Origin of the sequence: Photobacterium sp. MCCC 1A19761 (assembly GCF_037389125.1) — a bacterium.
In the GTDB taxonomy this organism is placed as follows: Bacteria; Pseudomonadota; Gammaproteobacteria; order Enterobacterales; family Vibrionaceae; genus Photobacterium.
On sequence record NZ_JAZGTF010000022.1, the window covers coordinates 25,397 to 39,355 of the forward strand.

13 protein-coding genes and 1 tRNA gene are annotated in these 13,959 nt (G+C 55.6%); 9 read left to right on the plus strand and 5 right to left on the minus strand.

All coding sequences use genetic code 11. The features are described 5' to 3' along the window. Positions 1-54: 54 nt before the first annotated feature. From VV869_RS17960 to tamA, 3 genes are read right to left on the minus strand one after another with little or no spacing between them, the layout of a single operon-like run. Positions 55-411, minus strand: a complete 357-nt coding sequence (locus tag VV869_RS17960) for a gamma-glutamylcyclotransferase family protein (protein ID WP_337736289.1) — start codon at positions 409-411, stop codon at positions 55-57. A gap of 16 nt (positions 412-427) precedes the next feature. Further along, on the minus strand, positions 428-4,189 hold the full coding sequence (gene tamB, locus VV869_RS17965; protein WP_337736290.1) for an autotransporter assembly complex protein TamB: 3,762 nt from the start codon (positions 4,187-4,189) through the stop codon (positions 428-430). Next, positions 4,186-5,907 (minus strand): autotransporter assembly complex protein TamA, encoded by a 1,722-nt coding sequence (tamA, locus tag VV869_RS17970; RefSeq protein ID WP_337736291.1) that lies wholly within the window; start codon positions 5,905-5,907, stop codon positions 4,186-4,188. Before tamA ends, tamB begins: the two co-directional genes overlap by 4 nt. 169 nt (positions 5,908-6,076) lie before the next feature. On the opposite strand from tamA, the gene msrA reads away from it, so the two are divergent. Continuing rightward, the gene (msrA, locus tag VV869_RS17975) at positions 6,077-6,724 is read left to right on the plus strand and encodes a peptide-methionine (S)-S-oxide reductase MsrA (RefSeq protein WP_337736292.1); all 648 of its coding nucleotides are present in this window, start codon (positions 6,077-6,079) and stop codon (positions 6,722-6,724) included. 3 nt (positions 6,725-6,727) lie between these two features. On the opposite strand, the gene VV869_RS17980 is transcribed toward msrA, so the two are convergent. Continuing rightward, a complete protein-coding gene (locus VV869_RS17980; RefSeq protein WP_337736293.1) occupies positions 6,728-6,937 on the minus strand; it encodes a DUF1107 domain-containing protein in 210 nt (69 codons plus the stop codon). 287 nt (positions 6,938-7,224) lie between these two features. On the opposite strand from VV869_RS17980, the gene VV869_RS17985 reads away from it, so the two are divergent. From VV869_RS17985 to VV869_RS18020, 8 genes are all read left to right on the plus strand, one after another. Further along, positions 7,225-7,776 (plus strand): YtfJ family protein, encoded by a 552-nt coding sequence (locus VV869_RS17985; protein WP_337736294.1) that lies wholly within the window; start codon positions 7,225-7,227, stop codon positions 7,774-7,776. A gap of 100 nt (positions 7,777-7,876) precedes the next feature. After that, positions 7,877-8,188 (plus strand): hypothetical protein, encoded by a 312-nt coding sequence (locus tag VV869_RS17990; RefSeq protein ID WP_337736295.1) that lies wholly within the window; start codon positions 7,877-7,879, stop codon positions 8,186-8,188. A gap of 24 nt (positions 8,189-8,212) precedes the next feature. Next, on the plus strand, positions 8,213-8,893 hold the full coding sequence (gene zrgA, locus VV869_RS17995; RefSeq protein ID WP_337736296.1) for a zinc uptake protein ZrgA: 681 nt from the start codon (positions 8,213-8,215) through the stop codon (positions 8,891-8,893). Positions 8,894-8,949: 56 nt separating this feature from the next. Continuing rightward, positions 8,950-9,645, plus strand: a complete 696-nt coding sequence (locus tag VV869_RS18000; RefSeq protein WP_337736297.1) for an ATP-binding cassette domain-containing protein — start codon at positions 8,950-8,952, stop codon at positions 9,643-9,645. Next, the gene (locus VV869_RS18005; protein WP_337736298.1) at positions 9,642-10,901 is read left to right on the plus strand and encodes an ABC transporter permease; all 1,260 of its coding nucleotides are present in this window, start codon (positions 9,642-9,644) and stop codon (positions 10,899-10,901) included. Before VV869_RS18000 ends, VV869_RS18005 begins: the two co-directional genes overlap by 4 nt. A 10-nt stretch (positions 10,902-10,911) precedes the next feature. After that, positions 10,912-11,394 carry a DUF3299 domain-containing protein gene (locus VV869_RS18010; RefSeq protein WP_337736299.1) on the plus strand — a complete coding sequence of 161 codons (483 nt, stop codon included), beginning with the start codon at positions 10,912-10,914 and terminating at the stop codon, positions 11,392-11,394. A 472-nt stretch (positions 11,395-11,866) separates the two neighbouring features. Beyond that, positions 11,867-12,508: an NAD(P)-dependent oxidoreductase gene (locus VV869_RS18015; RefSeq protein ID WP_337736300.1), complete on the plus strand. Its 642-nt coding sequence runs from the start codon at positions 11,867-11,869 to the stop codon at positions 12,506-12,508. A 171-nt stretch (positions 12,509-12,679) separates the two neighbouring features. After that, a complete protein-coding gene (locus tag VV869_RS18020; RefSeq protein WP_337736301.1) occupies positions 12,680-13,567 on the plus strand; it encodes a TIGR03899 family protein in 888 nt (295 codons plus the stop codon). A 269-nt stretch (positions 13,568-13,836) separates the two neighbouring features. Here VV869_RS18020 and VV869_RS18025 read toward each other — a convergent pair. After that, positions 13,837-13,913, minus strand: a tRNA-Asp gene (locus VV869_RS18025). Between the last annotated feature and the right edge of the window lie 46 nt (positions 13,914-13,959).

Here is a 13,959-nt window from a genome sequence, read left to right on the forward strand (position 1 = left end):
CAAGGCGCGCTTTCTTTTATCCGGCTATCAGGCGATAGCCCCCTGCAATGCAGGCTAGCTCGTTTGCCGCAGGCACCAGTCGCCATGCGCAATCACCGGCAATCCTGCCACCGACTGCACATACAGATAGATCCACGCCATCCCGAATGCCGTCTCAACTTGCTCGCGGGTATAAACGGCCGGGTACTCCTCTAAGACATCCAGCGCGGCAAACGTCGGACTGTCGACTTCATAGACCTCCCCGACCAACACGCTGCCCGCCGGTTGGCGAATCGCCCCGGGATAGTCGCCGAAATCATACAGCCGATATCCGGACGGCAGCTGACAGCGACCCAACCGGGCCGCATGCCGTAACAACTGATGGTTCGACTGGCCCGCACGCAGCGTGCCGTAGACAAACACCTTTTCCACCTTCGCTCCTGGGAACTTAGTTAAACTCAAACTGATACAACAGGTCGACCGCGCTATCCAGCCCGGAGACCCCTTCAACATACAGATCTTTCATCAGGCGATAACGCACCGTGAACTCCCCAATTGAATTGAAGATCCCGACACCGTATTTCACCTGCAGCCCCGGCGCTATGTAACCGCTGATCGTCACCTGGGAATCATCCCCGGAGCCGGCGGTGTCGAGCGCCAGATCCTGAACCCCGAAGGCTTGCCCGACGTTCCCGACCAACTGGCCGCTTTTCGCCAGCCCCATACTGATCAAGGCGGTGGTCATGGCGCTGCCGCTATTGCCCGACTCGGTATCAATATCTTTTCCGCGCAGCAGGTAAGACAGGGCATTTTGCTGCGGCATCGCCGGGTCGGAGAAAATATCCACCCGCGGCTCGTCTGCCGGGCCACTCACCCGGATCCCTGCCGTCACGTCGTCTTCAATGCTGTCCGGATTCCGAATCGCTTCAATCGCCAGGTAAGGCTGGTCCGCCGGGCCGGTAAACAGGATCTGCCCTTTGCGGATCAACAGCTCCTGGCCAAACGAACGATAGGTCCCGCGGCGCAGATTCACTTCCCCGTACACCATCGGCCCCTTGTCCTGCTGACGCACATTCAGCTCCCCCACCAGCCCGGCTTTCAGGCCAAAGGCAGACAACTTCACATTGTTGCCGATTTTCACCCGCACGTTGGTTTTCACCGCAAACGGGATCGCCGGCTCAGTTTCCATTGGCTGCAAATCATCGGTCAGCAGAATCTCATCATCCGACACCGCCACCGCAGATTCCGGCAACTGATCAACCGTGATCCGCCCCCAGGGGATTTCCACCAGCCCGGAGATTTCCGCCAGTTGCGGCGAGGCCTTGATGGTCAGGTCCGGCGACACTTTCAGCGCCAGCATCGGCGGCACATTCACCTTCAGTTCGCGGCCGTTGACCTGCAACTGGCTCTGCCAGGCCGCGAGATCCTGCCAGTTCCCGTTGCCCTGCAGCCGCAGCTTGCCGTCCGGCGTCAGCAACTCACCCCGCAGCGTGCCGCTATAGCCACTAAAGGTTGCTGTGATATCGGCATGATTGATATCCAGCGGCACCTCACGACCAATCGCCTTCACCCGGGTGATATTCAGCACCCCGTTGACCGTCGGGTGCATCACCGGCCCGCGAACCAGCAGGTCGGCATTCACCTGGCCATCGAACTCCTCGTAGCCCTGGATCAGCGGCGCCAGGAACCCGAGGGTAAACCGATCGATTTTCACCCGGGCATCCAGCTGCTGCTCGCCCGTGAGTTCGGTGATCCGGGCCTGGCCGGTAATATTCCCGTTATCCCGGATGTTGATCGCCCAATCCGACCGGAGCACATTGCGCTTCACCTCGGCATTGAGGATGACCCGTTCCCAGCCTATTTTCAGCGGCTCGGCTTGCAGATCGTCCTGCTTCACCACAGTGCCCGCCGGTAGCAATACCTGCGCTTTCACATAGGGCGCAGCTTCAGGTGCCCACGTTGCTTCAACCGTGGCCCCCAGGGCCCCTTTCAGCTGTACGTTGTCCGGCACAAAAGGTGCAATCAGGGTAAAATCAAAGTTGTTCACCGCCAGTTTCGCATGACCCGAAGCCCCTGCTTCCATCGCTTCGGTCAGGCACAAGGCCGATTTATCCTGCTGCCAGCAATGCGGTGCGACGCTGACCCGCTGATTTTTGAAGCCAAAACCCAGTTTAGTCGGCCGGTTCAAACGCCACGGGCCAATCTCGGTCCCGATCTCGCCTTGCTGCAAGATCCCCTGCCAACCGGTTTCACGGTTGAGCTGCCCGCTCAGTTGCAGCGCGGCGCTGACCGGCTCAGCATCGAGATCCAGCACCAACCGGTGCTTGGCTTCCGTCCCCTGGAAGGCCAGCGACAGGGTCTTCAGCTTGGCACCTTCCGCCACGCCATTGCTGGCATTGAGGCGGATATCCGCCTTCAACGCCGGCATCGGCGTCACCCGACCTTTCAGACTCAACTGCTCCAGCGTCGCCAGTTCCTGCCAGGCCAACCCATTGGCATCAAGCTGCACATCAATGTCCGGCTCGGCCATCTTGCCGCTCAACACGATGTTCCCCTGGATCCGCCCCTTGGCATCCGGCAGCGAGCGGGACAGATCCGGCGCATTCACCTGCGCAGTCATATCCCAGCTTTCGCTCAGCTTACCTTTCGCCGTCAGACCGTTGGGCCCATGCTGGAGTCGCAGTCGTTCGGTCACCAGCTCAAGATTGCCTTGACCACTTTGATCACTGGCATTGAGCTGGCCATCCAATGTCAGGCGTTGCGCCATCAGCAGGCCATCGACGGCCAACTCCGGGAGCTCAACATACCAGCCACCTTGTTCGGTGAGCCCGCCTGAGGTGCGCAACTTGCCACTCAGGTCCCCTTGGGCTTCCGGCCACTCCAGCCCCGGCTGAATGTGGCTGAAATCCAGCGCGCCCTGCCAGTTGACCTGATCTTTCCAGCTGGCTTTGGCATTGCCGGTAATGGTTCCGCCCAGGGTCTCGACGGTCAGTTTCTTCAACGTGACCTGCGTCAGATCGCCCTGGCCTTCCAGTGCCGTTTTCACCGCCGGCATCGGCACGCCATCGACGGCAGTCGCCACCTTAAAGGTAAAATCATTGAGATTGCCGTCGGCCTTGACCGCGGTGTCAGAGACCTCAAACTCGGCCTTCTGATCAATCGGCCACTGAATATGCCGGCTGGTCAGGTCAATATCGAACGGCAGCGCCGGATCCAGCGGTGACAGGGAGCCCTTGAGCACCGCATCAATCGTCCCTTTCAGGTTAGCATCCAACGAAAGCTTCTCCAGAGAGCCACCTGCCTTGAGCTGCAACTGATGGTTTTGCACTGGTGCCATCGCAATGTCCAGAGCGGCATCGAGCTGCAAGGGATAATCCGCGGTCAGAGCCACCGTTGCCGTCGCATCCAGTTTGGCTTGCGGCACGTCCACCAGCAGCTTCTGGATAATGACATTGCTCCCTTCAGCCGTCGCGGCCAGATCCAGCAAACGGACCTGCTGCGGGGTTTCCCCCTGTAAGGTGAAATCCTTGACGGTAAATTGCTGTACCTCCACGGCCAGCGGCAACACCACTTCCGGTAGCACAATCGGTTCCGCAGTCGGCGGCTCTGTGGCTGGCGGTGCCGATGACGGCGTCTGCGAGCTGTCCGCCGGGGCCGCCGGAGCCAGAGTCAGGCTAATCCCTTCCCAATCTGTCGGCTTGAGCACCAGGCGGCTCCCTTCCATCTCGGCCGCGGTGGAGAAATGCCGCCAGGCAACCTGGTTCCCCAGGATATCCAGCGCAATGTCATCCAGCACGACCCGTTCGACGCGGATCGGCAACGGCATGACGATTTCGGTGACCGGCTCAGACGGCGACTCAGGCTCCTCGGCCCCCGGCGGCGGTAATTCCGGCATCGCAAACTGCACACCGGAAATTCCCAGCTCGGTGATACATACCGCCGGCATCAACAGGCAGTTGTCGTCAATCTCCAGCCGAAGCCGATCCGCCGACAGCGCAATCGGCGCATCATCATACTGTACCGTTTCGAGAGTGAAGCCCCGCAACAGGCTTCCCGAAGTGTCCCCCACCGACAGGGCCGGCAGCGCTTTCTGCGCCCCCCAAACCGCAATTTTAACCCCGGCCGGGGTATACAGAAACGCAGCGACCGTAATGACGATCACCAACAACAGGGCCAGCACTCCCCATGCAATTCGTTTTAACCAGATCATATTTCAGGCCCCAGCGTAAAGTGGATCTGGAACTTATCCCTGTCCTTATCCAATCCCCATGCAAAATCCAGGCGGATCGGTCCCACCGGAGATGCCCAGCGCACACCGGTCCCGACCCCACGGTACCAGTCCGGCGTGTTGCTCCAGGAAGAGCCGTAATCGAAAAACAGCGCACCCCACCAGTTTTCATAGACGCGATGCTGATATTCCAGGGTCGAGGTCAGCATGTATTTCCCCCCGATCAGCTTGCCTTTGCTGTCCATGGGCGCGATGGATTCATAGCTGTAACCGCGCAGGCTGAAATCCCCCCCGACGAAGAAACGCATCGACGGCGGCACATCCTCGATCTGATCGGCGATCACCGCACCACCGTCAATCCGCGCAATCCCGCGGTTATCCTCACCCGCACTGCGGATCCAGGCCGTCCGGCCCCGAAAATGGGCAACGCGCGTATCCGAGCCCCACATCGGGTCGGCGTATTCGATGGAAATCAGCTGTTTATCGCCCCAGGTCGGTATGGTTCCGCCCTGCAACCGGGTCCGATCATAACTGATCCCCGGGATCAGCATTCTCAACACGCCGGATTCTTCCGACCCCTGTTTATAGTTTTCATACAGATAGCGCAGCGAGGCGACCCGTTTCCATCCGGACTCCAACTGCCAGTGGCGCTCGACCCCCAGGCTGGTTTCCGTGCTGATGGTGTCGTGGTTATCGACATAGCGGATCCCGCCGACGATCTGGTAATAGTCGTTCAGGACATCTTCCAGCGGGATCTTATAGACCGCCTCAACCTTGGGCTGAACCTGGGAGATTTCCGTTTTGATATCCAGGCTGTGCCCGGCACTGTTCAGCCAGGGCTTGCGCCAGTTGAATTTCAACCGGGGGCCGACATCCGTCGAATATCCGATACCGGTTTCGACCTGGTTTTTGACCTGCGGCTCCACGGTAACCTTGATCGGGATCTGATCTTCTTCCAGATGCTCGATATCACCGCCGACAAAAATCGAGGAGAACCAGCCGACCCGCGACAAACGCTGGTTAAACTCCCCCAGGCTGGACGCCAGGTAGGGCTCTCCTTCTTCATAGGGCATCAGAGAACGCAGCCGGTTCTCTTCAATCTGGCTGCCGGTGAACAGGGTGTCCCCGAATCGGTATCGCTGCCCGGAAGCAAACTCAATCGTGATAAAGGCTTCGCTACGGGTCGGCGCCACCTCCAGCTTGCTCTGGATGAGCTCTGCGTCGAAATAACCTTTGCGCAGCGCCAGGCTGCTGAGGGACGACTTCAGCGATTCATATTTGCCGTGATTGAGGATTTTTCCGAGTCCCAGCCCTGATTCCTGCACCAAAGCCAGAAAATCCGGATCATCTTTTGCCATCCCGGTGATCCGAATATCACGACGGGCAATGCGCGTTTCTGGTCCGGCATCCACCGTCACGGTCATCTGGGTGTTGTCCCCTTCTTCCTGGATCTCGTAGGAAAAAGTCGGCTGGTAGCGTCCCAACGCCTTCAGGGCATCTTCAATTTCACCTTCCAGCTGCTCGCGAAACCGGACCGATGTACTGTAATCTTCTTTCGGGATCGCCGAGACATAAGCCTCGACGTTGTCTTCGAGTTTTCCGCTTAACCCCTGAATGGACAACGTTGTTTCTGCGGAGACCGGCGCAGAACACGCTAAAGCAAGCGCGGTAAAGCTCAACCGCTTAAAATGTTTATTCATTCTTCACTGACTTCACTAGTGAACATTATTGTTGTTTCTTTATATGCATAAGTCATTCTGACAAAGGGACACGCTAACTGCCAGTTTTTCGGCTGTTTGCAACGCAGTATTGATTGTCGTTCCGGATTCCTCTACTTTCTTTGTGAAGACTGGGTAAAAGGAAATAACAATGTCCGTAACGAAACAACAGATGATCGCGCCGGAAGCTGCTTTGATTGGCCGCGCAACTCCCATCATCCCTTCACTTCCCCACGCCGTGAACGGCACACCGCTCGATGACACGCTGCCAGCAGGGCTGGATAGTATCATTCTGGGCATGGGCTGTTTCTGGGGTGCAGAGCGACTGTTCTGGCAATTGCCCGGGGTGTACAGCACTTCCGTCGGTTATAGCGGTGGATTTACGCCAAACCCGACCTACGAGGAAGTCTGCACCGGCAAAACCGGCCATGCGGAAGTGGTCCGGGTCCTGTTCGATCCGCAGCAAATCTCATTGGAAACGTTACTGACCAAGTTTTGGGAAAACCACGATCCGACGCAGGGCATGCAGCAGGGAAATGATATCGGGACACAATACCGCTCTGTGATTTACATCACATCTGAGGCACAGTTGGCATGCATCACCGAAAGCAAAGCGCGCTACCAGCAGGCTCTGGCCGAGCAGCAGATTCAACGCGCGATCACCACGGAGATCGCACCGGCCGGTAACTACTATTTTGCCGAAGATTACCACCAGCAATACCTGGCAAAAAACCCGAACGGGTATTGCGGGCTGGGCGGGACCGGGGTTTGCCTGCCGCCGCAACTCTCATCATCATAACCGTCACACCACATCGGCTTCCAGCAACTGGATTTCCCGATTGACTTCCGATAAAACAGCCAGGGCATTGAGGTCCTGGCTTTTCGGGGGTAACAGACGTCCGCGATCAAATTCATACGCCCCTACGCCCATGATAAAAAGACGCCCCCGATAATAACTTTTCACAAAGCGAGCCACCTGGCCCGGACGATAATGCTTAAAAACCCTGAACATACAGTCCCCTTTTCATTGCTATTCCATCAGACCATGCCGTAACGGATTCGTTTCGCCGCCATCGTTTTAGGCTTACGGATAAATGTGTCAAGAACCCCTAAATTAAATATTCACTGTAGAACAGATAGCGCGCCGTTGCATAACGCCTGCTTTGATTAGGCGTCGCGCCTTTTACTTGAATCAGCGCGATTGGGTGACCCAGATCGACTTTTTTCAACTGGTTTTACCAGTTGACCGTAACTGTTCTAAGATAATTGAGCGTCTAACAATAAACGGAATAAATACAAATGAATAAGAAGCCAATCATCGCTTTACTTGCCGCCCTGCTCCCAGGCATTGCAACCGCACACACGCTCAACGTCGGTCAGCCGCTACCTATAGCTACGGTCACCAACCCGGGGGAGATCATGTTGCAAGGCGATGACATTACCTATCAGCCATGGAATACCAGCCAACTGGCCGGCAAGGTTCGGGTGATCCAGGCGATTGCCGGGCGCAGCTCAGCCAAAGAAATGAACGCCGAGATGATGCAGGCCATTACCGCGGCGGGTTTCCCGGCAGATCAATATCAAACCACGACGATCATCAACCAGGATGACTCGATTTGGGGTACCGGAGGATTTGTGAAGTCTTCAGCCGAAGACAGCAAGCGTGAGTTCTCCTGGTCTTCCATGGTGCTGGATGCTGATGGCCAGGTCCATGGCACCTGGGCATTGCAGGAAGAGAGTTCCGCCATCATTGTGCTCGACAACGCCAGCAACGTGCTGTTTGTCAAAGAAGGAAAGCTGAGCCAGGATGAGATTGCGACGGCCATCAATCTGATCAAGCGTCAGTTGTAATCACTCACCAAACACACGCAACAGCAACAAAACCATGACCGTCCCTAAAAAGTAATGTTATATTATTACAGTTGTGAGCCATGATGGATTTGTTGCTGACGTGTTTCGGTATTCTCCCGGGTTAGCCCGGTTTTACTTCATCTTGTATGTTGGCCTGATCACCCTGATCGGGCCAATGTCTGTGCTGCATGCACTGGATGCCGATCCCCTGCATCACCATGTGCAAACCTGTACGATTTGCCATCTGGCAACCGATGCCACCGGTGCATTTTCGCTCCCTTTGTGGCACGCAACGTCCGCTCCACTTCATGGTGCTCCGCTGCCATGTTTGGCCGGCCATGATCGACCCAATCCCCCCCTGGCACGTGCCCCGCCCGTCAACGCCTGTAATTCATCTTTTTCATCCTTTTAATGTTTCCGATTTACAGGAGTTACTATGCCTTCTTTTCGTCTTTCTCACTGCGCGCTGATGCTGGGCACGCTGACATTCACCCAATACGCACAGGCGGATCACCACACCTATCGTCAGCACGACGCTCATGTCCACGGGGTGGTCGAGATGAACCTGGCCCAGGATGGCCGGGAATTGTTACTGGAGATCACAGCCCCCGGCGCGGACATTGTCGGTTTTGAGCATGCGCCTGAAACCCCGGTCCAACAACAGGCGGTGAAAGAGGCCATGAGCCGGCTCAAGCAACCCGACACACTGCTCGCATTCACACCAGCGGCCCATTGCCAGCTTCGTGAGGCACAGGTCGAAGAGACGCTGACCCGTGATGCGCATGAAGATCATGATCATGCACATCACGATCACGACAGCCACGGCGAACATGAGCATGAACACCACGGCCATGACGACCACGATGAGCATGGCCATGAACGCCGCGCCCATGACGACCACGATGAACATGATCATAAACATCACGAGGCGCACCAGCACGGCGAGTTTTCAGCGCAATATACTTTCCATTGTGACCACATCGAGCAACTCAAGACGATGCAAGTTCACTGGTTCAGCCATTTCCCAAGCAGCGAGAAGGTCACCGTCCAGGCCGTGACCGACACCCGTCAGAACACGGCTCAACTCACGCCGGGACAAACCGTGTTTACCTTCTGAGGATCCGAGAAATAACCAAACAGGGTGGGAAGGATGCTTCCCACCTGGGATATGATATGAACGTAATCGAAGTTTCCAACCTTAGCTTTCGCTGGCCGGGACAAGCTGCACCGCTGCTCGACATTCCGTCCCTCACCATTCGCCAGGGCGAAAAAGTGTTCCTCAAAGGGCCCAGCGGTAGTGGCAAATCCAGCCTGCTGAGCCTGCTGGCGGGGATCACCGAGCCCGATGCTGGGGAGATCACCTTACTGGAACAACCCTTCAGTACACTCAAACCAACCCGGCGCGATCAATTTCGAGCCAACCATATCGGGTATATCTTTCAGATGTTTAATCTGCTGCCTTACCTGTCCGTGCTCGACAACGTCCTGCTGCCCTGCCGTTTTTCCCCGCAGCGGACGCAGAAACTCAATGGCACGATGACCCAGGAGGCCCGGCGGCTGATCAACCAACTTCATTTGCCGGAATCGACCTTAACCCAGCCGATTCATGCACTCAGTATCGGCCAGCAACAACGGGTAGCCGCAGCCCGGGCGCTCATCGGCCAGCCTGAACTGCTCATCGCCGATGAACCGACCTCGGCGCTGGATCAGGAGAACCGCGAAGCCTTCATTCAGTTGCTGATGGCGGAATGCGACCAAGCTGGCACAACCCTGCTGTTTGTCAGTCATGATGCCACGTTGGAGCCGCTGTTCGACCGCTGTCTGACACTGGACCAGCTCAACCGGGCCGCCCAAAGGAGTTCCTTATGATCGCGATTGTCCGATTGGCCTGGCAAAGTCTGGCCAACCGCAAAACCACAGCGCTCCTGACACTACTGACCGTCGCCATTTCCGTTACTCTGTTACTGGGCGTTGAGCGGGTGCGCACCCAAGCCAAAGCCAGCTTTGCCAATACAATTTCCAATACCGACCTCATCGTAGGGGCGCGCGCCGGACAGGTCAATTTACTGTTGTACTCGGTGTTTCGGATCGGCAATGCCACCAATAATATCGACTGGCAAAGCTATCAGGAAATTAGTCAGCACCGCAGTGTGAAATGGGCCATCCCGATCTCTCTGGGAGACTCTCACCGCGGCTACCTGGTCATCGGCACCAGCGGCGCCTATTTCGACCATTACCAATACGGACGCAAACAACCGCTGCGATTCGTTGCCGGAAGCCCATTTTCCGGCTTATTTGAAACCGTCGTCGGTGCTGAAGTTGCCCGCCAGCTGAACTACCGAGTGGGCGACGAGATCATCATCGCCCATGGCATCAGCGATCAGGCGTTCAGCCGCCATGATAACCTTCCCTTCAAGGTCGTCGGGATCCTCGCCCCGACCGGTACACCGGTTGATCGCAGTGTCCATGTCTCTTTAGAAGCTATCGAAGCGATCCATGTCGGCTGGGAATCCGGTGCCCGGCTGGGAACAACCCCGGACGCTGCCACCCTGGCCAATCACCATTTCGAACCCAAGCAAATCACGGCGTTCATGCTGGGCCTGAATTCCAAAATTCAGACCTTCGCCATGCAGCGATACATCAACACCTACCCCAGCGAGCCGTTAAGTGCCATTATGCCGGGGATCGCGTTGCATGAGCTGTGGGGGATGATGTCCGTCGCCGAACAGGCCTTGCTGATCGTCTCCGGCTTCGTCGTTATCGCCGGACTGCTCGGAATGCTCAGCAGCCTGCTGACCAGCTTAAATGAACGCCGCCGGGAAATGGCAATCCTTCGCGCGATGGGAGCCCGGCCCGGTCATATTTTCTTTCTGCTGATCAGCGAAGCCACCATGCTGACCGCAACCGGGATCGCACTCGGGCTCGGGGTGCTCTACGGCCTGATGACCGTGGCTCAGCCGCTCATTCAGCAGCACTTCGGGTTGTTTATCGAGATCAGCGCCCCGACACGTTATGAGTTCACACTACTCGGAATCGTCCAGATGGCGGGCATACTCGTTGGTTTAGTCCCGGCATTACGCGCCTATCAGCACTCGCTGGCCGACGGCATGACAATTAAAGTTTAAGGAAGCAACAATGAAAAAATGGCTACTGCTCTTCTGCTGCTGGCTGCCGATAATTGCCCATGGCAGTGACGTGTTAACCCTGGACTGGCTCGATCTGGTACCGGAAAAAGAGCGCAATCAATTCAATCAAAATGCGATGCCAGCATTGGATCATCAGGGAGATGCCGCCAAGCAATCAAGAATTGGTGCCGTTCGCCCGGAACTCAACGGCAGTACCGTGAAAATTCCCGGCTTCGTGATTCCCTTAGAAGGAGATGATAAGGCCATCACGGAGTTTTTACTGGTGCCTTATTTCGGGGCTTGTATTCACGTGCCGCCGCCGCCACCGAATCAAATCATCTATGTCAAGTTTGCCAAAGGCGCGCCGATCCAGCAGTTGTGGGATGTGGTTTATGTGGTCGGAAAATTACAAACGCAGCATATTAGCCACGAAGTGGCAGAGGTGGGATATCTGTTAGAAGGCACAGCATTGGAAGCATATGACGATATGTGACCGCCACCAAGAACGTTAACTCAATGTAAAATAGACTGGCTTATCTGATCAAAAAATGGCAATTACACGTTCATCGCCAGATAAGCCAGTATTGAGGCATACCCCAGTATCAACAGCACGTCAGCCAGTCGTTTTCCAGACTTCTTCATCTGTACCTCCATCATTTTCAGTTCCATCTGCTACTTTCGTCTAACACGCAACAAATTTAACCATTGATTAACACAAAAGTCACGCATCTTCCCAAAATAGCGCCTTTGCTGATAGAAGTAACACCATTCCTCCGATGCACTTCACACCCCGCCGGAGAAACCGATAATCCAGGTATGCTCCCGGTCGTCGTCCCTACACGAACGACCTCTAGGCTTTTCTCGCTTCGGCTCATCCTGTTCAGAGCAAAAAGTAAACAGTTGACATTCATCTACCTTCATATCAAGATAAATTTATCTTGAAGTGAAGACAAGTGGAGCAAGTGATGAAAATACTCGTACTCGGCGCAACAGGGAATATCGGTCGCTATATTGTGGCAGAAGCACTTTCACGCGGTCATGACGTGAGCGCTCTCGTCCGTGAAGCCAGCAAAGCAGATAGCTTGCCGAGCGAAGTGAACGCTGTGATTGGCAATATTGATACACTCCACTCAAATCACGATGTCCTTCGCCAGCAAGATGTCGTGATCGCAGCCATTCGGCCGCCGCAAGGGCAAGAGCAACAGTTAATTGAGATGACCAGCACCCTGCTCAATGTGACAGCTCAACACCAGGTACACTTGGTGATCTCGGGTGGGGCGGGCGGCCTCATCTCACCGAAGGAAGACCAACGACGCTTAGTGGATGATCCTGATTATGTCGGTGATGGCTGGAAAGACATCGCGATAGCCTGCGCAGAGCAACTGATTCACTGCCAACAGAGCACATTCTCGCACTGGACGTATCTGGCGCCCGCTGCACATATTGGCGGAACAGAGAAAACGGGGCAGTTCCGGCGGGGAACAGATACCCTGGTGGTCGACGAGAAGGGACAATCAAGGATTTCGTTACCAGATTTGGCAATAGCGTTGGTTGACGAAGCCGAAACACCCCAGTTTCAAGGCAGCCACTTCACCATCGCCTATTGACCCATTCCTTCAACGAGGCACTGAGCCAGGACTCGGAACTGGCTCCTTCGTTCCACACACCACCTTTCGCTACCATCCAGTCAGATCCTCGTCCAGATAAATGGCCGTATATTGCCAAAAGCGCCGCTTTGCTGATAAAAATAACGTCTCCCCTTCATTGATGAGTCCGCGATGAGTCAGACAGAGCAAGATGACATCCCAGCAGTTAACAATCCTCCCACCGTCCCTATAGCTGAGAATGATGCGAAAACAACACTTCTTCTCAACAGCCGAAGCCGTGCCAAAGCCCTTGCCGGTGAATACGCCATTGACTTCCTGATCACCCGTGAGGCAGGGCATGATCTCTTAGAAAGAGCCCGATTAAGAGAGCACAACGAAGTAAAGCGCCAACAAGAAAATCTGGAACAAATCACGAAGCTTGCCTATGACAGCTGCGGAGAGGAAAAAGCCGGGATCCCCGATCCAGACTGGATACATTATTTCCTGTCGATCGCGAAAAACATTCGCAGCACCGCCATGCAAAAGCTCTGGAGCCGTGTTCTCAAACAGGAGATCACAACACCTGGCACCACATCGATTCACACTCTGGATACGCTGAGAAAAATGACCCAACGTGAAGCCCAGATGTTTCACCGAGCCTGCATGCTGGCCTGTCACTTTGGTGGAGACGAGCACAAGAAATTGCTCACCGGCGTGACACCACGCCAAACAGCCTTAGCTCTGTTTCGTCCGCGCCCTACTGATAAACTGCCACTCGGCAGCTTCCAGTTACCCTACTCCAGTTTATTAATCCTCATGGATTTAGGACTGATCCTGAGAGGGGAACTCGAATCCGGAGAGATCGCCACAGACTCACCGCTGGCGTTTGGCTACCAAGGCTATCAGTATCGACTCAGAACACCGAAAAAGGGCATCACCTTTACCTATTACCGCTTCTCCCCGACGGGACAGGAAATCGCCTGCCTGCTGGGCAAGAAGCATCATGAACCATTCAAGGAAAGCTTGTTGGAAGTTCTTGCGAAGCATTTCGTCATTGAAGAAGTCCAGCTGCCGACATAAACGCAGCAGATCGCAATTTCGCAGGGGATAAACGCGAGCAAAACCGCTGGGGCTCAATACACTAGCCAGTGCCGAAAGCAAAAACTGCGATGCTCTAGAAGAGCAGGCCAGGGGACCCCCAGTAGAAACAGCCTTACTGTTTCCAACAGGACTTCCGAAAGAATAGCGGAACGGCTGGGCCGGCACTCCGGCGGGACACATTCGACCACGGGCGAACATTATCTTCAGACGTAAAAAAGCCCAGTCTTTCGACTGGGCTTCTTAAAGAGTGGCGGAGCGGACGGGACTCGAACCCGCGACCCCCGGCGTGACAGGCCGGTATTCTAACCAACTGAACTACCGCTCCACACGGTACCTAATCGAAGTCTTATTGTTGATGCTTCAATCAAGTT